This window comes from Rhodococcus sp. HM1 (genome assembly GCF_023218075.1).
Taxonomy (GTDB): Bacteria; Actinomycetota; Actinomycetes; order Mycobacteriales; family Mycobacteriaceae; genus Rhodococcus.
This window is the reverse complement of sequence record NZ_JALPTB010000009.1, coordinates 40,018-59,188: the sequence shown is the minus strand read 5'-3', so window position 1 is coordinate 59,188 and position 19,171 is coordinate 40,018. Positions and strand designations below refer to the sequence as shown.

Below are 19,171 nucleotides of genomic sequence, written 5' to 3'. Positions count from 1 at the left end.
CGCGCAAGGCGCAAGCTGTCGGATGCCGGAGTCCACTGTCAACCCCTTATCGGGTCCACTGCTCTACCGGGTCACAGTCCCGGCGCTTACTCCACCAGCCAGATGACCGCCCACCCTCCGTAGCCGTCCTGGCACTCGTACATGGCGTGGGGGTTGGCGTTGTCGAAGATCCACTCCAGGCAATCCCATTCGCTGTTCAGTCCGGTCTTCAGCGGAATTCGCGTTTCCGCCGAAGCGGTGCCGGCGGCTCCGGCCACGATAGCGGTGGCGCCCACCGAGACGGCCAGCGATGCGATCAGTTTCTTCATCCGAGTTCTCCTCACAGTGTGTGTTCGTCGACGAAGAGGTGACCGGTCTGCGCTCTTCACGGATGAGAGTGCCGCCGCCCCCGCGATGTTCCGGAACGCCGAAACTTCTCTGCGGGTTGATATTTCGAATTCCAATAGACCACCCCGAGCCGGCGCCGCGAATTCATCCGGCGACTCCGGGAACATTTCGCCCTCTCCGCGTCTCGAACCTTCGGAGCGACCCACTCGGCCGCTCTCACCCGGAACGTAAAGAAGGAATCGAGATGACCACTCCCGGACCGCCGACTTCACCATCCCGCCGTGGGCACGAACGGTCGCCGGCGCGGTGTCGCGCGCGTCCCCGGAACCGGTGAATCCGATGGCTTCGGGGACCCGTTCGGCGGCCCGGTTGTCCACCTCGTCGTGGATCGCCCGGAGTTCCGGGTCGTTTCCACCGCCGACCACGCCGACCGTGAGCCAGGTGCGTCCGTGCGCGGCAAGGATTTTCATCGGCCAGTCCGTCGCGCCGATCCCTCTTGACGCCGTGCCGACAAGCCTGGAAGCATCCGATCCGATGATGATCGTCCACGGTGTGGGGGCCGCAGTGCGTCCCGGAACGGCGGCCACGGCTCGCGCCGCGACGAGCGGACCGCAACGCCACACCGACACGAGGACGGGCGAATGAACGGCACCTCTTCGACCGATGCCGATCACTCGATCGTCGTCATCGGTGCCGGTTTCGGCGGCATCGCGCTGGCCGCGAAACTCCGCGAGGCCGGGGTCCACGATTTCGTGATCTTCGAACGGGCCGTGGATCTGGGAGGCACCTGGCGCGACAACACCTACCCGGGTTGTGCGTGCGACGTGCCCTTCCCATCTGTACAGCTACTCGTTCGCCCCGAACCCCGACTGGTCCCGGATGTACGGAAGACAACCGGAGATCCTAGACTACCTCCGGACAGTCGCCGCGCACCACGACGTCGAGCGGCACATCCGGTACGAGGTCGAGCTGCTCGGAGCCGACTGGGACGAAGACACCGGCCACTGGATCCTCCACACCAGCGCGGGCGAGGCGACCACCCACGTACTGATCACTGCCGCCGGCGTGTACGGCGAGGCGCGATACCCTGACATCCCGGGGGCAGACACGTTCGCGGGGAGCGCGTTCCACTCCCTGCACTGGAATCGCGACTACGACCCCACCGGCGACCGCATCGCCGTCATCGGGACCGGAGCGTCTGCGGTCCAGTTCGTTCCCGAGCTGCAGCCCAAGGCCGAGCGGCTGCTGGTCTTCCAGCGATCGGCGCCGTGGATCATCCCTCGCATGGACCGCGTGACGACCGAATTCGAGCGCCGGCTCATCCGGCGGGTGCCCGTCGTCGGCAAGGCGATGCGCGCCGCGTACTACTCGATGATCGAAGGCTTCGGCCTGGTCGGATTCGTGAACAACAAGTTCCGCTATCCCTACGAACTCCTGGGCCGATATCAGTTGCGCCGTCAGGTACGCGATCCCGAGCTGCGCAGGAAGCTCACCCCGGACTACATGATCGGTTGCAAACGCGCCATCTTCTCCGACGACTGGTTCCCGGCGCTGACCCGACCGAACGTCGACGTCGTCATCACCCGGATCGCGGAGATCCGGCCACACTCCGTCGTCACCCGCGACGGCACCGAGCATCCCGTGGACACCATCGTCTACGCAACCGGATTCGATGTTCCACCAGCGGTATACGAACGAATCCGCGGGCGTGGCGGGCACACCTACGCCGACCTGTACCGCAAGAACCCGGCGAGCTATCTCGGCATGTCCCTCGCGGGATTCCCGAACTTCTTCAACACCCTCGGCGCCTTCGGTGCGGTCGGGAACCAGTCGGCGATCTTCATGATCGAGGCACAGGTGCGCTACATCGTCGACGCCCTCACCGCGATGCGGCGTAACCGGGTGTCCCGGATCGAGGTTCGCGACAGCGCTCAGAGCGCGTTCGTCGACGAGATGAACCGGCGCAGCGACGGCACCGTGTGGCTCACCGGCGGATGCGACACCAGTTACTACCACACCGCGGACGGCAGGAACGCCGGCCTGTACCCGGGGTGGAGCTTCGAATACGCCCGCCGTGTCCGGAAATTCGACATCGCCCCCTTCGACATCGAGGTCCTCCGGTGACCGCCCGTACCCGCCGTGCCGGACACGTGGTTGTCGTATCGTCCTGTGCTGCCTTCGCTCCCGGGCGGGCGGCGCCCCGTACATGATCAGCAAGTCCGCGGTGGAGCAGCTCGGGCGCGCCCTCCGCGTCGAACTCGCGGCCCACGGGGCCACCGCGGGCATCGCCTATTTCGGTGTCGTGGACACCGCGATGACCCACGACATGCTCGACGCCGACGACCTAGGCCGCGAAATCGACAACCTCCTTCCGTGGCCCCTCAACCGGCGCATCACCGCCGAGCGGGCCGCCCGGACGATCGTGGACGGCATCCGCCGGCGGGCACCGATGACCGTTGCCCCGGCGGGCTGGCGGCAGTACTCGTGGCTACGCGGACTGGTCAACCCCGTCCTCGACCGCCGAATGGCAACCGACGGCCACCTTCACGGACTTCTCCACCGGCTGGAAGCCCGGAATCGGTGACCTTCATCACGGCGCAACTTCTCCCCGACCCGGCGAGCCAGCACCGGAAGCTTCGACGCGGCCATTAGCGCACGGAACGGCAAGCTGTCGTCCCGCGGAAGAATGCCCGCTCGCTGGACGGCATCCAGGAAGTCGAAGAGCGTCTCCCCCTCGCTCATCAACCCGTCGGGGCCGAAGTGGTATCGATCGACGGCGGGCGCCTGGATGAACCGTCCGTCGCCGTAGATCACCGGTGCCGAGTCGTCGTAGGGGTACAGGCGGAGCGCACCCGAGAAGTGGCCGCTTCCGATGTACCGGATGACCGTGCGGACCGTGCCGTCGGGCTGGACGTCGACGTACACCTGATCGGGCAACGGGTCGTAGCGCCAGTCCGGGATGGCGTCGAAGAAGGCGAAGTTGTACCTCACGAACTCGTCGATACCTACGATCGTGCGCCCGAACGTCGTGGGGTCGACGTAGCGGATGTCCTGGGCATACAGCTCGTCGTTGATACTCATGTCGCGGACCAGGAAGCTCCACCAGTACTTCTTGGCCCACGTCATCACCCACGACAGATCGGTGCCGTGGCGCTCGCTCAGGTAGTCGAGCTTCTTCTCGAACATCGTGAACCACTCACGAGTGGTGGCCTGCAGTTCCGGCTCGGGGATCGCGCGGATCGGCACGCCTCGATTGGAATCGAGGAACTCCGGCACGGGACCGGCAAGTCGCGGTCGCGCCAATGCCCGCTGAAACTCTTCTTCGTCGAACATGCGTCGCTCCCGCACCCTCGCATCAGCAACGAGCCCTGGCCGGGAAGCCGATCACTCGAAGTAGGACGCATAGTCCTTGAAGGGAACCTGTCCGGTCGGGCTGGCCTTCACGGCGTCGGCGACCTCCGGGGGGATGGGAGCCCAGTAGGCGGGCATCGCCGCCGCCAACGACGGCTTCAGGATGTAGAGCAGGGCGAAGTTCACGATCCACAGCGGCGGCGCCATCGACATGCCCACCTCCGAGGTCACGCCCCCCTTGGTGTTGGTCACCAGCTGCGCCGTCCCGGACATCTGTTGTGCCGCAAAGCCGTAGACCGCCTGCACCGTGTACGCCGACCGGTAGAGCGCCACCAGGGTATCCGTTGCGCCGTTGTTCCGCAGCCACGTACCCACGAAACCGCCGGGGGCGATCAGCGAATTCACCTGCCGCGTAGGTGCGTCCGCGTTGGCCGGACTCTCCAGCAACCCGGCGGGGTTCACGTAGAGCCCGTAGCTTCCGAGGACCGACGGTGTGGAAACGCCGTCGACATCCGAGAAGAGGGGCCGGCCGTTCGTATTGGTGAGGATCTCGGCGCACGCGTTGATCACCGCGGCAGCGTCGCTGCTACCGCCGACTCCGCCTCCGGTGGTGAGGTCCTGATACTGCTGTTCGGTGAGAGCGTCCTCCGGCCCCAACCCTATGCGGGCGGCGATCTCTTCCGCAGCCTGCTGACCGAGTGGTTGGTTGAGCTGCGACGGATCGGTCATCTGCGGAGGCGCCAGGTATTCGTAGCCGGGCGCTCCGGAGAACGGTGGGGAGAACCCGGTGTCCGTCGCCGGATCGCCGACGGCCGTCCCGGTCGCAGACAAGGAGAGAACGCACGCTCCGACCAGTGCCAGCAGCGAGACGGTTCGGCGACGACGGGTTGCTCCGCGCCGAGGTTTCGGAACCACCGAATCTGTGCCGCGCATAGGTCATCCTCCCAGAACACCGTCGGGTGATCGAAGACGAGCCTTCTCAGTGAAACGCCCGGCCCGACGCCGCGTCAAGATCTACTTCGGCACGGCGTTGCCGGATTCGAGCGTCGAACGGCGGTGGTGTGTGCGGGCTTTTGCGCGGTTGCCGCACAGTTCCATCGAGCACCACGTGCGGCGCCGGTTCCGGGAGTGGTCGTAGTAGGCCCAGCGGCAACTCGGTTCCCGGCAGGCCTTGAGGCGGTTCCAGGTGCCGTCCGCGACCGCCTCGGCGACCGCGATCAACAGCCGGGTCAGGGCAGCGTCGATCGGGTCGCGCGAGGCCGGAATCAGCTGTGGCGGTACAGCAGTGACGTCGAGTGCCATCGGCAGGGACGACGCGAGTGCGGCGATCCTCGCCGTGGCGTCCGGGTCCAGACCGTCCGGTCGGGGGCTGGCGACCGGCTCGGCGTTGTTGCCGGCGATCAGAGCCCGCAACCCCTCCCGGATGTGTTCGGCTCGATCCCGTTGCCGTGCAGTGGCGGACGCGGCGTCATGCGCCAGGTCGTGTGCATGGAACCAGTCCACGAGCTGTGCGGGGGTGGCGATGTCGTCCCGATCGGCCCGGCGCGTGTTGACGAACTCTTCGATCCAGCGGAGCCGTCCGGGCGCGGTTCCGACGGGATCGTTGTCCGGGCGAGGTTCCACCATGACCTCATCCTAACCGTCTATTGACGTTGACCGGTTATGTAACTAGCGTAGTGCTTATACCGGTTAGATGATGTGGGGTAACCATCGAACCGCCCCCGCAGATTCGGCCGGTGCCGGCAACGCGGGCAGCCATTTGCTGCATCGTGGCCCGGCGACTCGAGAGGAGGCCCTCGACATGGCTTCGGTAACCAGAGAGATCACGATCGCAGCCGATGCGGACCGCGCCTGGCAGGTTCTCGGCGACTTCATCGACGGACCGACCCGGATGGCGCCCGGTTTCGTACGCGACAGCGTCCTGAGCGAACCCGGAGTCAGGACCGTGACGTTCGTCGACGGAACGGTGATGCGGGAACGCGAGATCACGGTGGACGACGCCGGCCGACGGCTGGTCTACGCGATCGTCGGCGGCACCGCGCCACCGGAACACGACAACGCGTCGGTTCAGGTGTTCCCGCTCCCCGACGGGCGCTGCACAGTCACCTGGACCCACGACGTGCTTCCCGCCGGGTTCGCACCCGCCTGGGGTCCCAACATGGAACTCGTCCTCGAACTGTTCCGGAAGACAATGGAAGGCACACAAGACATTTCGACGTGAGCGCGACGATGCTACCGGTTCGGAAGGCGAATACCGACGCACTCGCTGCGCAGGCTACGAGTGCCCGCGAGCGGTCGGCTCGCCCCGAAATGCGGGCGAGCCGACCGTCGCGCGAGGTCAGGAGACGATCAGCTCGTCGATCTGATTGATCGCCGAGGAGGCACCTTCGACCACACCCATGTCGAGCACCGTCTGGAGTGCCTCGGCGGAGGCATAGGTGGCCACATACGTTGCCCGCGTGCCACCTTCGTGTTCGGCGAAGGTGTAGACGTTCTCGGAGACCGGCAGTTCCGGATTCGGGTTGAAGTCGAGATCGGCGAAACCGTCGACGAAACTGAAGCTCGTCGGTTCGTCGACCGTCTTGATCTCCCAGTACCCGGCGTGCTTGTCGCCTTCGGGTCCCGTCATGAAGTAGGTGACGCGGCCGCCCGGCCGGAGATCGTGGTCGACCACGGTCGCCGGGTAGGTCGGCGGACCCCACACCTTCTCCAGCTGGCGTGGGTCGGCGTAGACCTGCCAGATGCGCGCGACCGGGGCGGCGAAATCGGCTGTGATGGTCAGTGTTCGGTTGTCGATGTCGTGTCGGACGTCGGTGACAGGCATGTCGTCAGCTCTCCTCGGTCGAGTCGGTTGCGATGAGTTCGTCGATACGTGCGATGCGACCGCGCCACACCTGCTCGAGTTCGGTGAGCATGGACGCCACCGACCGCACCGCCGCCACGTCGCCACTGGCCAACTGCTCCCGGCCGCTGCGGCGCTTCGTCAGCAGGCCGGCCTTCTCCAATACCGCGACGTGCTTCTGGACAGCGGCGAAGCTCATGTCGTAGTTCGCCGCGAGCGCGGAAACCGAGTGCTCCCCGGCCAGCACACGGCGCAGGATGTCGCGCCGGGTTCGGTCGGACAGCGCGTGGAACAGGGCATCGGCCCGGTCCTCGTCGTCTCCGCTCACGAGAACCAATATACAACCAAATGGTTGTATATCGTCAAGCCTCGGAGTGTTCCGCCAGGTCAGAGCCCCGGCGGGAATCCACCGGTCGCGATCGGACCCCAGCTTTCGATATGGACCCGGATCAGGGTCTTGTTCTGCCTGACCATGGCTTCGCGGTACTCGTCCCAGTCGGGATGCTCACCCGCGATGCAGCGGTAGTACTCGACGAGGCCGTCGAGCGCCTTCGGCATGTCCAGAACCTCCGCGCGTCCGTTCACCTGAACGTACGCGTCGTTCCAGTCGTCGGACAGGACGCAGAGCGTCACGTGCGGATTCCGCCGCGCATTGCGGGCCTTGGCCCGCGCCGGGTAGGTGGACACCACGATGTGGCCGTCTGCGTCGACCCCGCAGGTCACCGGTGACATCTGCGGAGTGCCGTCCGAGCGGACCGTGGCCAGGACCGCCCGGTGTCGCGGGCGCAGGAATTCCAGTAGCGCATCACGATCGACCTTTTCGGCGGTGGCGATACGAGGCATGACGAACCCTTTCGATCGGAGTCGTGCGGGTACCAGGGAACGCTACCGCCTCCGAACGATCGCCTCCGAGCGAATGTACCGCTCGTCTCCTTCGATCGACTGAATGTACCGTTCGCTCGGAAAGACGGGGTGTGAGTACCCGCGACCGTGGCCGTGATCGGCGCGAATTCGCGTAGTCGGCTACGCGTGTGCCCGCGCTCGTCTGATCCCATCCTCGAACTGTCCCCCACCCGGCAGTACCGCAGTTCGTCGCGGTACCGACAGTCAGGAAGACCACGATGACCGCAACCCTTCCCGCCGCCCACAATGGTGCCGTCACCACCTCCGACCCGTCGGCGGAAACCTCACCCGTATCGCTCACCATCCCCGAATCCGACCTCGTGCAGTCCCCGCCGTCTGCGGGGCCGGCCGGTGCGCTCGCCGACCTCGCAGGGTCGGGTGCGGAGCAGCTCGCCGGCTACTCCGGAACCCCCGACGCCCCCGGAACCGACCTTCAGGAACTGCTGCGGATGAATCCGCCGGACGCGGCCGAAGCCACGTGGGGTCCCGCGCCGGCAGGACAGCCCGCACTCGAATCCGTCATCTTCCCCGACGATCGCGTCCAGATCGGTGACACGACCGTCTACCCGTGGCGTGTCCACTCGTACCTGCTCATCGAGCTGTCCAACGGCTCGTTTGCGAGCGGCACCGGTTTCTTCATCGGTCCGCACACCGTCATCACCGCCGGGCACTGCGTGTTCGCGCAGGGCAGCGGGCCCGGTTCCGGCTGGGTGCGTTCGGTGACGGTGATGCCCGGCCGCAACGGCTCGTCGCTGCCGTTCGGTTCCGTCCGGGCGAGCGGAAGTAGCCTGCGGTCGGTGCAGGGCTGGACGCAGAACGGCGACTCGAACTGGGACATCGGGGCACTCATCCTTCCCACGAATCTCGGCGACCGAACCGGCTGGCTGGGATTCGGCGTCTACGACGACAACACCCTCCTGTCGTCGATCGCCAACATCACCGGTTATCCGGGCGACAAGCCGACCGGCACGCAGTGGTATCACTCGCGGAGGCTGTCTTCGGTTGCTGCACAACGGATCTTCTACGAGGTCGACACGTTCGGCGGTCAGAGCGGCAGCGCCGTGTATCGCCTCGTGAACGGCCAACGGCACGCCTTCGGGATCCATACCAACGGCGTCTCACCGGGAGTGCCGGTGAACTCCGGTGTCCGTATCACCGGCCCGGTCTTCGACCGATTGAAGGCGTGGAAGGCGTGATTCGAGGCATCGTCCGCTGCGGAAACACCCCGGTCCCGTTCGCCCGCATCGTCGTGGTGACGGGTCCGGGGCCGATGCCGGAGATCGCGATCCTGTCCGGACCCGACGGCAGCTTCACCGTCGGCACGCCCTATCCCGGCCGGTACCTGCTGGCGGTGCACGCCGACGAGTATCGGCCCGCCCGGCTCGAAGTGACCCTGCCCGAGGCGTCCTCGACCGCCGAGGTCGTCGCCGCCCTCGAAACCCTCCCTACCTGAAGGAGTTCCGCTCTCCGCGGCGCTGATGCGCCGGTGTGCCGAAGTGGCGGTGGGAGCCGCCAGAAAGGCACACCGGCGCGTCAGCGCGGCGCGCGTGATTGCATGGAGCAAACGCACGAGGAGTTGCCGATGAGTTATTTCGAACGAACCGGGCCGACCACCTTCCGGGCCACGCATCACGTCGGCGGCGCGTGGGAAACGAACGAACAGCACATCGCACCGGCCCTCGGGCTGATGGCGCACGCCGTCGAACTCGACCGCGACGCCCGCCGCGACGACGGGCTGGCCATCGGCCGGCTCTCCTACGACATCCTGGGCACGCTCCCCATCGACGAGGTCGAGGTGCAGGTCGCCGTCCTGCGTCCCGGACGCACCATCGAACTCGTCGAGGCCGTCCTCGCACACGGAGGCCGCGCCGCCGTGCGCCTGCGCGCCTGGCTGATGCAGACCCGCCCGACCACCGAACTCGAAGGAACGTCGCTCGCACGGATCGCCCCGCCCGAGGAGATGGAGGAGTGGGATCCGACGTCGGTGTGGCCCGGCGGATTCATCGAGTCCGCGCAGGTGCGCCGCCGGCAGGTCGAGCCGGGCCGGGCGTCGTACTGGGTACGCACCCCGCTCCCCCTGGTCGCCGGTGAGGACATCAGCGCGGTCGCCGGGGCGGCAGGCCTCCTCGACATCGCCAACGGCATGACCGTGCGCGCCCATCCGAAGGACATCGCGTTCCCCAACATCGACCTGACCGCGCATTTCTTCGCCGAGCCGCGCGGCGAGTGGCTCGGGTTCGACACCACCGTCTCGTTCGGGCCGACCGGTCTCGGGCTGACGAGCAGCGTCATCCACGACGTCCACGGGCCGATCGGCACCGCCTCGCAGGTACTGACCGTGCGCCCGTCCTGACCTGCCCGGGCCGGGCTCCACGACGCTCGGTAGTGTCCGTGAACATGCCTCGCGTCACCGTCACCCTGCACAATCACGCGCCCGCGGACGCGTCCGAGCATATCCGCCGGCACGTGCCGCACTACTGCGCGCTCGAAGCAGCGACGGGTGCGTGGAACCGCGTGCTGGCCGACACGCTCGACGGCTTCGATCCGGTCACGGACATCGTCGTCGTCAACGTGAACAGCAACTTTTCGCGCGAACTGTTCACCGAGGAAGCGCACTTGGACATCGAAGTGACACGGATCGGCACCACCTCGGTGACGCTGCGGGCAGGAATCGAGCAGGGTGGGTCACTCGCGGCGGATATGTCGGTGACGCTCGTGCAGGTCGGGGACGGCCGCTCCGCGGCGCGGCCGTGGTCGCCCGAGCAGATCGCGTCGCTGGAGGCGCTGCGCAGTCCCCTCCCGATCGCCGATTAGCCGCTCACGAGACGACGACCTCGAGGGGGAGACGGTCCAGGACGGTTTGCATCGTGTGACCGAAACATTCCGGGTCGGCGATCGGCCACCCGTGTCCGCCTGCGACGGTGAACACCGACGTTCCGCCCAGGCACGCGCGGAGCGATTCGACACTCGTCCGCGGGACCAGCTGATCGTCGTGGCTCCACACGAGCGCTACCGGCAGACGCTGTTGCGCCAGCCGATCCAGAGATTCGTCGAGGCCCCGGCCCCGAGGGATGGAGTCGGTGCGCAATTCGGGTGCCGGATCACCGTCCGTAGTGACGGTGCGGCGCGGCGTATCGACCGAAGCGAGCATCCGTCGCACCAACGCCTCCTCCAGTGACGTCCCCCGCTCCCGCGGTGATCCGTCGCCGAGCGGGGTCACCGCTCCACCGACGTCCGGCCACGGTCCTCCGTCCACCGGGTTCACGAGAACGAGCCGGGCCACCCGATCCGGAAGAGCAGAGGCGGCACGGATCGCAAGTGCCCCGCCGAACGAGTGCCCGACCAGGGTCACCGAACCGAGTCCGGCAGCATCGAGGAACCGACCGAGCCAGGCCGCGCCTTCCGCCACGGTCCGCTCATCGAGGGATTTGCCCGGCACTGCCGCGAAGGCAGGAATCGCCGGGGCAAAGACCCGTACGGTGCGGGCCAGCCCGGCCAGGGCATGCCGGTAGATCCAGGGCGTCAATCCATATCCGGGCACGAAGACCACCGGTGCTCCCCGGCCGAGGACGCCGCACACCTCCGGCCGGGCATCGACGTGAACAGTGGACCAGGACATCGTTGCGGGGTGACCATCGGTACGGGTGACCGGCAATCCGTGTCGGAGAGGCATGGGGACCTTCGATCGAACGGGTGGGGACACGTCCCACCATGTCGTTTTCCGCGCGATGCAGCGACGGCCGAAATACCCGAAGGGCATACCTGTTTCTCCGGGACGGACTCCGCTCAGAACAGACCGTCCCGGAAACCCTGACGCCACGACGGATAACGCAACTCCCAGCCGAGCTCCCGCTTGGCCTTGGCGTTCGAGAACCCGCGCCCCTCGGTCATCATCGTCACGGCCACATCACCCGCCAGCAACCGGGCGAGCCATCGCGGTACCCGCATCGGGGGTTTCGCGCCCGCGCAGGCGGCCAGATACGGCAGCCACTCCCCCGCCGGGGCGGGTTCGTCGTCGACGATGTTGTAGACGCCCTTCGCGTGCTGTTCGACCGCCAGCACGGTCGCGCTCGCCGCGTCGTCGAGGTGCACCCACGAGCCGTATCCGGTGCCGCCGCCGACAAGCGGGAACTGCCGTTTGCGGACGAGTTCGACCTGATCGTCGCTCGCGCCGGGACCGTAGAGCCCGCCGTACCGCAGTGCCGCCCCGCCCGCCTCGAGGACCCGGTCCTCGACGTAGCGGATCGCATCGGCGCCCGGGCGCGCCTTCGTCCCCTCCTCCGGATCCAGCGGATCCTCTTCCGTCTTCACCCATCCGCCCGTGCGGATGCCGTTCCAGCTCGCATAGCTCTGTGCGACGACGTGCGGCATGCCGTTCGCCTCGGCCGCGGCCAGCAGGTGATCGGTGCCTTCGGTACGCAACCGGATGGTCGTCGCGAACCACCGGTCGAAGTGCTTCATATCGGGTTTGCCCGAGTGCGCCGCGGAGATCGCGGTCATCTGGTGGACGATCGCATCGGGCCGGGCGGAGGCCACCGCCGTCGCCACCGAGTCCGCGTCCAGTCCGTCCATCACGACCGCATCGGCACCGAGCTGCCCGAGCAGACCGAGTTTGCCGGGGCCGGTCGTCGTCGCCGTCACCTGATGACCTCGCGCCACGAGCTGCGGCACCAGCCGTTGCCCGAGCACCCCGGATCCACCTGCCACGAAGACTCGCATGACCATCACCTTCTCGAATCGGATTCGTCCTCGTGGAGGTGTGACGATTCGGCCCGGTGTTGTGTGACACGAGGGTGTGGGACATGAGCGCAACACCGCCCGCCTCGCGCGGTTGCGGCCACAATGGTGCTGGACGCGGGAGGTTTGCCATGACCGACAGCACGCACGAGCCCCGAATCCACAGTGGCTCGCTCGCCGACGAGACCGTCGCCCTGGTGCGACGGTGGATCGCCGAGGCCGCGACGGTCCCGCCGGACCGCGGCGCCGAACAGCTCGCCGCGGTCCTGAAGGACCCGCACGGCCTCGAGTTCACGGTCGCGTTCATCGACGGGGTGATCCGGCCCGAGGATCCGCGGGTCGCCGCGCGCAATCTCGCGCACCTGTCCCGGGACCTTCCGGCCTTCCTGCCCGCGCACCTGCGCGCCGCGATCCGGGCCGGCGGCACGCTCGGTCCCGCCCTGCCGCACGTGGTGGTGCCCGCGGCGCGGCGGGCGCTGCGCGCGATGGTCGGGCATCTCGTGGTCGATGCGAGCGACGCGCGGCTCGGGCGCGCGATCGCGCGGCTGCGTCGCGACGGGGTGCGGTTGAACCTGAATCTGCTCGGGGAGGCGGTGCTCGGGGAACGCGAGGCCGACCGCCGGCTCGCCGGCACCCGCGCGCTGCTGGCCCGCGACGACGTGGACTACGTGTCGATCAAGGTGTCGGCGGCGGTCGCGCCGCATTCACCGTGGGCGTTCGACGAGGCGGTCGACGACGTGGTCGAGCGACTGGTGCCGCTGTACCACCTGGCCGCGACCTCCCCTTCCCCGAAGTTCATCAATCTGGACATGGAGGAGTACCGCGACCTGGACCTGACGATCGCGGTGTTCATGAAGATCCTGGACCGGCCGGAGTTCGCGCACCTGGAGGCGGGCATCGTCCTGCAGGCCTATCTGCCGGATTCGCTGGCGGCGATGATCCGGTTGCAGGACTGGTCCGCGGCGCGGCGGACGCGGGGCGGGGCGCCGATCAAGGTGCGGGTCGTCAAGGGCGCGAATCTTCCGATGGAACGTGTCGAGGCGTCGCTGCACGGCTGGCCGCTCGCGACCTGGGGTTCGAAGCAGGAGACGGATACGCACTACAAGCGTCTGCTGGACTACGCGTTCGAGCCCGACCGCATCGCCAACGTGCGGATCGGCGTCGCCGGTCACAACCTGTTCGACGTCGCGCACGCGTGGCTGCTCGCCGGGCAACGCGGGGTCCGTGACGGCGTCGAGTTCGAGATGTTGCTCGGGATGGCGCACAGCCAGGCCGAGGTGGTGCGCCGCCACGTCGGCGGGATCCTGCTGTACACGCCGGTGGTGCATCCGGACGAGTTCGACGTGGCGATCGCGTATCTGGTGCGGCGGCTCGAGGAGGGCGCGGGCCAGGACAACTTCATGTCGGCGGTTTTCGCGCTGCACGAGGACGAGTCGTTGTTCGAACGCGAGAAGCAGCGGTTCCTGGCGTCCCTGGCGGACGTGGACGGTTCCGTCCCCCCTCCGAACCGCACCCAGAACCGGCTGGTGGGTCCGCTCGAGCCGCCCGGCCCGGAGTTCGCGAACACGCCCGACACCGATCCGTCGCTGCCCGCGAACCGCACGTGGGCCCGGCAGATCCTCGGGCGTGCGGCCGGCTCCCGGCTGGGTGCCGCCGCGGTCGCGGCACACACGATCCGCACGGCCGACCAGCTCGACGACCTGCTGGCGACCGCCACCGCGCACGGCCGCGAGTGGGGCCTCCGCGCGGGCAGCGACCGCGCGGAGGTTCTGGAACGGGTCGCGTACGAGCTCGAATGCCGGCGCGGCGAGCTCGTCGAGGTGATGGTGTCCGAGGCCGGTAAGACTGTCGACCAGGCCGACCCGGAGGTGTCCGAGGCGATCGACTTCGCCCGCTGGTACGCCGATCGGACCCGCGACCTCGACGCCGTCGACGGCGCCCGGTTCGTGCCGTCCGCCCTGACCGTGGTGACGCCGCCGTGGAACTTCCCGGTCGCGATCCCTGCCGGATCGACGCTGGCGGCGCTGGCCGCGGGATCGGCGGTGGTGCTCAAACCGGCGGCGCTGACCGCCCGCTGCGGCGCGGTGCTGGCCGAGGCGATGTGGGCGGCGGGGGTGCCCCGCGACGTGCTTCATCTCGTGCGGCTCGCCGACCATGATCTGGGGCGGCAGTTGATCGCGGATCCGCGCGTGGACCGGGTGGTGCTCACCGGCGCCTACGAGACGGCGGAGCTGTTCCGGTCGTTCCGGCCCGATCTGCCGTTGCTCGCCGAGACCAGCGGCAAGAACGCGATCGTGGTGACACCGAGCGCCGATCTGGATCTCGCGGTGCGCGATGTCGTGCAGTCGGCGTTCGGGCACGCGGGGCAGAAGTGCTCGGCGGCGTCGTTGGTGATCCTCGTCGGGTCGGTCGCGTCGTCGCGCCGGTTCCGCAATCAGCTCGTCGACGCGGTGACGTCGCTGCCTGTGGGCCGCGCCGACGATCCGCGCAGCCGGATGGGGCCGCTCGTCGAGCCGGCCCGCGGCAAGTTGCTCGACGCGCTCACCACCCTGGGTCCGGGGGAATCGTGGCTCGTCGCCCCGCAGCGCCTCGACGAGTCGGGGCAGTTGTGGAGCCCCGGTGTCCGAATCGGTGTGCGGCCGGGTTCTCGCGCCCATCTCGTCGAGTTCTTCGGGCCGGTGCTGAGCATCATGACGGCCCGCGACCTCGACGAGGCGATCGCGCTCCAGAACCGGGTGGACTTCGGGCTGACGGCGGGGCTGCACAGTCTCGACTCCGAGGAGATCGCGCTGTGGCTGGACCGGGTCGAGGCCGGGAACCTGTACGTCAACCGCGGCATCACGGGCGCGATCGTGCGTCGGCAGCCGTTCGGCGGCTGGAAACGGTCGTCGGTCGGGGCCGGGTTCAAGGCCGGGGGCCCGAACTATCTCGTCGGTTTCGGGTCGTGGGAACCGGCGCCGCACAGCCCTGTCGACGAGACCGTGGACGGCGTCCCGGCGCTTCTTCTCGACGCGGCCGGGCTGTCGGAAGCCGAGCGCGAGTTCCTGCGCCGGTCGTTCGCGAGCGACGCCCGCGTGTGGCGCACCGAGTTCTCCCTCGCCCGCGACGTGAGTGCATTGACCGCCGAACGGAATCTGTTCCGGTACCGCCCGGTGCGGGTGCACGTCCGGCTCGGCGCGCGCGGGACCGCGGTCGAGTTGCTGCGGGTGCTCGGTGCCGCCGCCCGGTGCGGCGCATCCGTCGACGTGTCCACCACGGCGCCGCTGTCTAGCGAAACAACACGCGTGATAGGGACTTTCGTGACATCTCTGGCGATCGAGACGGATGCGGCGTGGCTGAACCGGATCGGCAGGCCTGCCCCGGACCGCATCCGGCTGATCGGCGGCGACACCCGCGCGCTCGCCGAAAACCTGTACGGGCGTCCCGGAACTGCGGTGTACCACAATCGGGTCACCGAGTCCGGCCGGCTCGAAATGCTGCCGTTCCTGAGGGAACAGTCGGTCTCGATCACCGCGCACCGCTTCGGGACACCGAACCACCTCACCGACGGAATCGTTTGATGCCGGTTCAAGATCGGTTATGCCGAACCGGTGGGATCGCGGCGGCCGGTGGGGTGGAATAGGAACATGAACATCGCCGAAACCCCACCCCCCGAACGCCGCCGGAAGGCCCTCGCGGCCGTGAAGGAACTCGGACCCTCGCGCACAGAACAAGCGGTGCTGAAGGTGCGATGTCCGGCCAGCCACACCGTCGCCGCGGTCTACAAGACGACCGAAGGACCGGTGGTGGTCTCGGCCAGTGGCCCGGGTGGGCGCGGTTCCCGCGATCGGGAAGCCACCGGCCACCACGGCGACAAGCTCGATTCGGAATTCGTCGACACCCTGGAGGCGACACAGTTCGAGGACGATGCCATCCCCGCCGGATGCGCGTGCGGCCCACGCACCCTTTCCCGGAAGAAGCTGCAGGACGCCGTCGCTTCGCACGCGCACGTCGTGAATCTGACCTGACCCGTGCCGGGGCGGCGGTTCGGAGCGGGCCCGGCACACCCAGCGGGTAGATTCGACACCCGCGCCGATCGCGGTGCGCCACGCGATTCGAGATTGGGGAGGCCACCCGATGGCGTCGGTGTTCGTCGACTGGACCGACCAGGAACAGCAGGAGGCGGCCCGGTACATCGCCGACGCCGTCGTGGCGCGCCGTGATGCCTTCGTCGCCGAAACTGCGGAACTCACCGGCGCCGAGATCCCCGAGATAGCGAGCACCGAGCGAGACCGCGCTCTGCTGCTGGCCAGCATCGCCGAGAACACCACGGTGCTGATGACAGCCCTGCTCGAGGGCACCGATCCGTCGGCGGTCGACCCTCCCCCCGAGGCACTCGCGCTGGCACGGGAACTGGCCCGCCGGGGCGGGTCGCTTGCGCACCTGCTGCGCGCCTACCGGATCGGTCAGGCGCGCTTCACCAGCATGTGCATGGACGTGGCCGACGATGCCGCCCCGGCCGACAACCGGGTCGCGTTGCGGGCCGCGGTCAGCAAGACCGCCGCCTTCATCGACCACCTCTCCGAGCGCGTCACCCTCGCCTACGAGGAGGAGCGGGAACGGTGGATCGCCAGCCGCAGTGGTCTGACCCAGTACTGGATCAGCCAGATACTGACCGGCGCGGTGACCGACGCCGAACAGGCCGGCGCACTCGAGTATCCGCTCGACGGCATGCACCTGGCGATGGCGCTGTGGATTCCGGAATCGAAACGATCGCCCTTCCCCGATGTCGCAACGGCGGTCCAGCAACTGCTCACCGAGGTCGCTCCGGGCGCGGCCACGCTCGCGGTGCATACCGAACCGCTCGCGATGAACGCGTGGCTCGCCCTGCACGGTGATGTCGTCGACGTGATCGAGCGTCTGCGGGCCGCGATCGAGGCGGCCGACGTGCCGTTGCGCGTTGCGGTCGGACTCCCGGGGAGCGGTATCGAGGGATTCCGTGCCGGGCATCGGCAAGCCGCCGCCGTCAAGGCACTGACGAGCACCGCTGTGCCGGAGGCACCGGCGCTGGTGTGGTACGCGGAGATCGCCCCGGTCGCGATGCTCGCCGGGGATCTCACGGAGATGCGCACTTTCGTCGCCGGCATGCTGGGCCCGCTCGCCGAAGACACCGATCGCGCCGCCGAACTGCGCGAAACCCTGCGGGTGCACCTGTCCTGCAATCGCAGCCCCGCGACCACGGCAGCGCGGATGAACCTGCACCGCAACACGATCCGGTACCGGATTCAGCAGGCCACCGAGGAACTCCGACGCGATCTCGAGGACATCGACCCGTTCACGCTCACCGCAGCCCTCGAGATCTGCCGGTGGTACGGGCACGGGGTCCTGATCCCGCGCCGGACCGGCGTCACAACCTGATGCCCAGGGCGCGGCCGGCCAGGTCGGCGACCTCGTCGGCCCACCCCAGAATCGACAACGTCGAATCGATGTTCTGTGGGGGTGTCCGGATCAGAGTGTCGCGGCGGATGAGCCGTTCCCAGTCGACGGTGATCGGCCCGGTTCGCAACTCCCCGCTGGGGTGACGGAACTCGACGCCGGCCTGCGCCATGATCGTCATGATCTCCTGCGCGAGGATCCCGTAGCCGACCGTCGTCGGATGCACTCCGTCGAGGGAGAAGAACCCGCCGGTGGCGCGTCCCCCGCGACCGTCCGCGGTGAGGAACCGCGAATCGGGCACCGGATCGAGCGCGGCCAGGGCCGCAGGCAAGGGATAGGGCGTCCACCACGCCGGGCGGGCCTGCACGTCGTCGATGTAGCGGCGCAACGCGAGCCGCTCGAGCAGGCCGCACACGTCGAGCAGATACCAGTCCCGCGGCGGGCCGGACGTTCCCGCGCGGGCCTCGGCGACGACCCGCGTGATGGTGGTGTTGTAGAGGTCGATCGCCGCGTCGACGACGGCGGCCTGCGCGCCGGTGATGTTCGGATCCCGCGTGGCGTCGAATCGCCGCTCGTCGATCCACGGCCGCGTGTAGTACGGGAAGTACCGCGAGCCGTGCTCGACCTTCGAGCCCAGGCCCCGCGCGATCGGCGCGATCGTGACGTGCGGAATCGTGCACCAGACGACGTGGCGCGCGGAGATGCGTTCGACCTGCGCCACCACCTCGGCGAACTCCGCGTCGAAATGTTCGGGACGCCAGATCGTGTACGGCCCCTTCTTCGCGAGGTCGCGGAAGTCCGGTCCGCTCCACTCCACCCGCAGGTCGGTGACGGTGCCGAGCGCGTTGTTGGAACCGAGGAACACCACGAGGGTTTCGATGCCGCTCTCCGTCGTGCCGTCGTGGTCGTCGCCGAGTGCGGCCGCCGCGTCGAACAGGGTCATCTCCCATTGCGGCGGCGCCCAGTGCGGATACACGTGCAGCGCCGCGCGGTCGCCGTTGTTCTGCACCACCTGGTTCAGGAAATCGTCGCCGGGTGTCTCGATCGCGTCCGCGCAGATCCGGGCGGTGCGGCTCAGCGCGTCGCGCAGATCCCAGCCGAAGCAGGACAGATTGTGCTGGTAGGCCGCAACGACCGGGGCGGTCGCGCCGGGGCCTCGTTCCCAGTAGTCCTCTACCTCGTCCATGAACGAGCGCACGTCGAACAGCGCGAGCGGCACCTCCCACGGTTGCAGCGACGAGCCGAACCGGTCCTCGAGGCGGCGCAACATCAGTTCGATGTTCAGTGGCAGCCCGCCCGGTCCCCCGTAGCGCGGGAAGCGGAACGCGCGCAGCGCTCCGAGTTCGTACGCGATGATCGCCGGAACCGAGAGGTCGGTGTGGAACACCGCGCCGCTCTGGAAGCCCTGCAGCAGCGAATCCCCGAGCGCCACGATGCGGTGCGGGGGCGTGCCGCGCACCTCGGCTCCGACGACGATTCCGAGCGTGGGATCGAACTCCGGCGTCCTGGGTTCCTTCTTCGCCTGCGCTGCAACGTCTCTCGGCGTTCCCTGCGGAATGTCGCGCGTCTGTGCCGGCATCGCTCGTCCTTCCGGAC

General features: G+C 68.3%; 20 protein-coding genes and 1 pseudogene. 11 read left to right on the top strand and 10 right to left on the bottom strand.

The window, feature by feature from the left end:
- Positions 1-86 precede the first annotated feature (86 nt).
- A complete protein-coding gene (locus M1M07_RS07315) occupies positions 87-914 on the bottom strand; it encodes a hypothetical protein (protein WP_248673700.1) in 828 nt (275 codons plus the stop codon).
- 54 nt (positions 915-968) lie between these two features.
- Between M1M07_RS07315 and M1M07_RS07310 the strand changes: the two are divergent.
- From M1M07_RS07310 to M1M07_RS07300, 3 genes and pseudogenes are all read left to right on the top strand, one after another.
- Positions 969-1,100, top strand: a pseudogene (locus tag M1M07_RS07310) (NAD(P)-binding protein); the annotation flags it as partial.
- Positions 1,101-1,206: 106 nt separating this feature from the next.
- The gene (locus M1M07_RS07305) at positions 1,207-2,451 is read left to right on the top strand and encodes an NAD(P)/FAD-dependent oxidoreductase (RefSeq protein ID WP_248673699.1); all 1,245 of its coding nucleotides are present in this window, start codon (positions 1,207-1,209) and stop codon (positions 2,449-2,451) included.
- An 82-nt stretch (positions 2,452-2,533) separates the two neighbouring features.
- Positions 2,534-2,911 (top strand): hypothetical protein, encoded by a 378-nt coding sequence (locus M1M07_RS07300; protein WP_248673698.1) that lies wholly within the window; start codon positions 2,534-2,536, stop codon positions 2,909-2,911.
- On the opposite strand, the gene M1M07_RS07295 is transcribed toward M1M07_RS07300, so the two are convergent.
- The 3 genes from M1M07_RS07295 to M1M07_RS07285 all read right to left on the bottom strand — a co-directional run bounded on the left by M1M07_RS07295 (position 2,872) and on the right by M1M07_RS07285 (position 5,304).
- A complete protein-coding gene (locus M1M07_RS07295; RefSeq protein ID WP_248673697.1) occupies positions 2,872-3,660 on the bottom strand; it encodes a nuclear transport factor 2 family protein in 789 nt (262 codons plus the stop codon). The genes M1M07_RS07300 and M1M07_RS07295 overlap by 40 nt on opposite strands.
- 51 nt (positions 3,661-3,711) lie before the next feature.
- Positions 3,712-4,611, bottom strand: coding sequence for a hypothetical protein (locus M1M07_RS07290; RefSeq protein ID WP_248673696.1), 900 nt, complete (start codon positions 4,609-4,611; stop codon positions 3,712-3,714).
- An 81-nt stretch (positions 4,612-4,692) separates the two neighbouring features.
- A complete protein-coding gene (locus M1M07_RS07285) occupies positions 4,693-5,304 on the bottom strand; it encodes a CGNR zinc finger domain-containing protein (protein ID WP_248673695.1) in 612 nt (203 codons plus the stop codon).
- 175 nt (positions 5,305-5,479) lie between these two features.
- Here M1M07_RS07285 and M1M07_RS07280 point away from each other — a divergent pair, with 175 nt between their 5' ends.
- The gene (locus tag M1M07_RS07280) at positions 5,480-5,899 is read left to right on the top strand and encodes an SRPBCC family protein (RefSeq protein ID WP_197256438.1); all 420 of its coding nucleotides are present in this window, start codon (positions 5,480-5,482) and stop codon (positions 5,897-5,899) included.
- Positions 5,900-6,016: 117 nt separating this feature from the next.
- On the opposite strand, the gene M1M07_RS07275 is transcribed toward M1M07_RS07280, so the two are convergent.
- The 3 genes from M1M07_RS07275 to M1M07_RS07265 are packed head-to-tail and all read right to left on the bottom strand — an operon-like array spanning position 6,017 to position 7,363.
- Positions 6,017-6,502, bottom strand: a complete 486-nt coding sequence (locus tag M1M07_RS07275; protein WP_197256436.1) for an SRPBCC domain-containing protein — start codon at positions 6,500-6,502, stop codon at positions 6,017-6,019.
- A gap of 4 nt (positions 6,503-6,506) precedes the next feature.
- Positions 6,507-6,848: a metalloregulator ArsR/SmtB family transcription factor gene (locus M1M07_RS07270; protein ID WP_197256434.1), complete on the bottom strand. Its 342-nt coding sequence runs from the start codon at positions 6,846-6,848 to the stop codon at positions 6,507-6,509.
- A gap of 59 nt (positions 6,849-6,907) precedes the next feature.
- On the bottom strand, positions 6,908-7,363 hold the full coding sequence (locus M1M07_RS07265; RefSeq protein WP_197256432.1) for a PPOX class F420-dependent oxidoreductase: 456 nt from the start codon (positions 7,361-7,363) through the stop codon (positions 6,908-6,910).
- 278 nt (positions 7,364-7,641) lie between these two features.
- On the opposite strand from M1M07_RS07265, the gene M1M07_RS07260 reads away from it, so the two are divergent.
- From M1M07_RS07260 to M1M07_RS07245, 4 genes are all read left to right on the top strand, one after another.
- Positions 7,642-8,619 (top strand): serine protease, encoded by a 978-nt coding sequence (locus M1M07_RS07260; protein WP_248673694.1) that lies wholly within the window; start codon positions 7,642-7,644, stop codon positions 8,617-8,619.
- Entirely contained in the window at positions 8,616-8,876 is a 261-nt protein-coding gene (locus tag M1M07_RS07255) for a carboxypeptidase regulatory-like domain-containing protein (protein WP_197256428.1), read from the top strand. Before M1M07_RS07260 ends, M1M07_RS07255 begins: the two co-directional genes overlap by 4 nt.
- Positions 8,877-9,005: 129 nt before the next feature.
- On the top strand, positions 9,006-9,776 hold the full coding sequence (locus tag M1M07_RS07250; RefSeq protein ID WP_248673693.1) for a thioesterase family protein: 771 nt from the start codon (positions 9,006-9,008) through the stop codon (positions 9,774-9,776).
- A 44-nt stretch (positions 9,777-9,820) separates the two neighbouring features.
- Positions 9,821-10,237, top strand: coding sequence for a hypothetical protein (locus M1M07_RS07245; RefSeq protein ID WP_248673692.1), 417 nt, complete (start codon positions 9,821-9,823; stop codon positions 10,235-10,237).
- A gap of 4 nt (positions 10,238-10,241) precedes the next feature.
- Here the strand turns inward: M1M07_RS07245 and M1M07_RS07240 are convergent, their stop codons facing one another.
- Both M1M07_RS07240 and M1M07_RS07235 read right to left on the bottom strand, forming a co-directional pair.
- Positions 10,242-11,042, bottom strand: coding sequence for an alpha/beta fold hydrolase (locus M1M07_RS07240; RefSeq protein WP_248673691.1), 801 nt, complete (start codon positions 11,040-11,042; stop codon positions 10,242-10,244).
- Between the two features lie 167 nt (positions 11,043-11,209).
- Entirely contained in the window at positions 11,210-12,142 is a 933-nt protein-coding gene (locus M1M07_RS07235) for an NAD(P)-dependent oxidoreductase (protein WP_248673690.1), read from the bottom strand.
- Positions 12,143-12,291: 149 nt separating this feature from the next.
- Here M1M07_RS07235 and M1M07_RS07230 point away from each other — a divergent pair, with 149 nt between their 5' ends.
- From M1M07_RS07230 to M1M07_RS07220, 3 genes are all read left to right on the top strand, one after another.
- The gene (locus M1M07_RS07230; protein WP_248673689.1) at positions 12,292-15,720 is read left to right on the top strand and encodes a proline dehydrogenase family protein; all 3,429 of its coding nucleotides are present in this window, start codon (positions 12,292-12,294) and stop codon (positions 15,718-15,720) included.
- A 66-nt stretch (positions 15,721-15,786) separates the two neighbouring features.
- A complete protein-coding gene (locus tag M1M07_RS07225; protein WP_197256418.1) occupies positions 15,787-16,167 on the top strand; it encodes a hypothetical protein in 381 nt (126 codons plus the stop codon).
- A 109-nt stretch (positions 16,168-16,276) separates the two neighbouring features.
- Positions 16,277-17,557 (top strand): CdaR family transcriptional regulator, encoded by a 1,281-nt coding sequence (locus M1M07_RS07220; RefSeq protein WP_197256416.1) that lies wholly within the window; start codon positions 16,277-16,279, stop codon positions 17,555-17,557.
- On the opposite strand, the gene M1M07_RS07215 is transcribed toward M1M07_RS07220, so the two are convergent.
- The gene (locus tag M1M07_RS07215; RefSeq protein ID WP_248673688.1) at positions 17,547-19,154 is read right to left on the bottom strand and encodes a hypothetical protein; all 1,608 of its coding nucleotides are present in this window, start codon (positions 19,152-19,154) and stop codon (positions 17,547-17,549) included. The genes M1M07_RS07220 and M1M07_RS07215 overlap by 11 nt on opposite strands.
- Between the last annotated feature and the right edge of the window lie 17 nt (positions 19,155-19,171).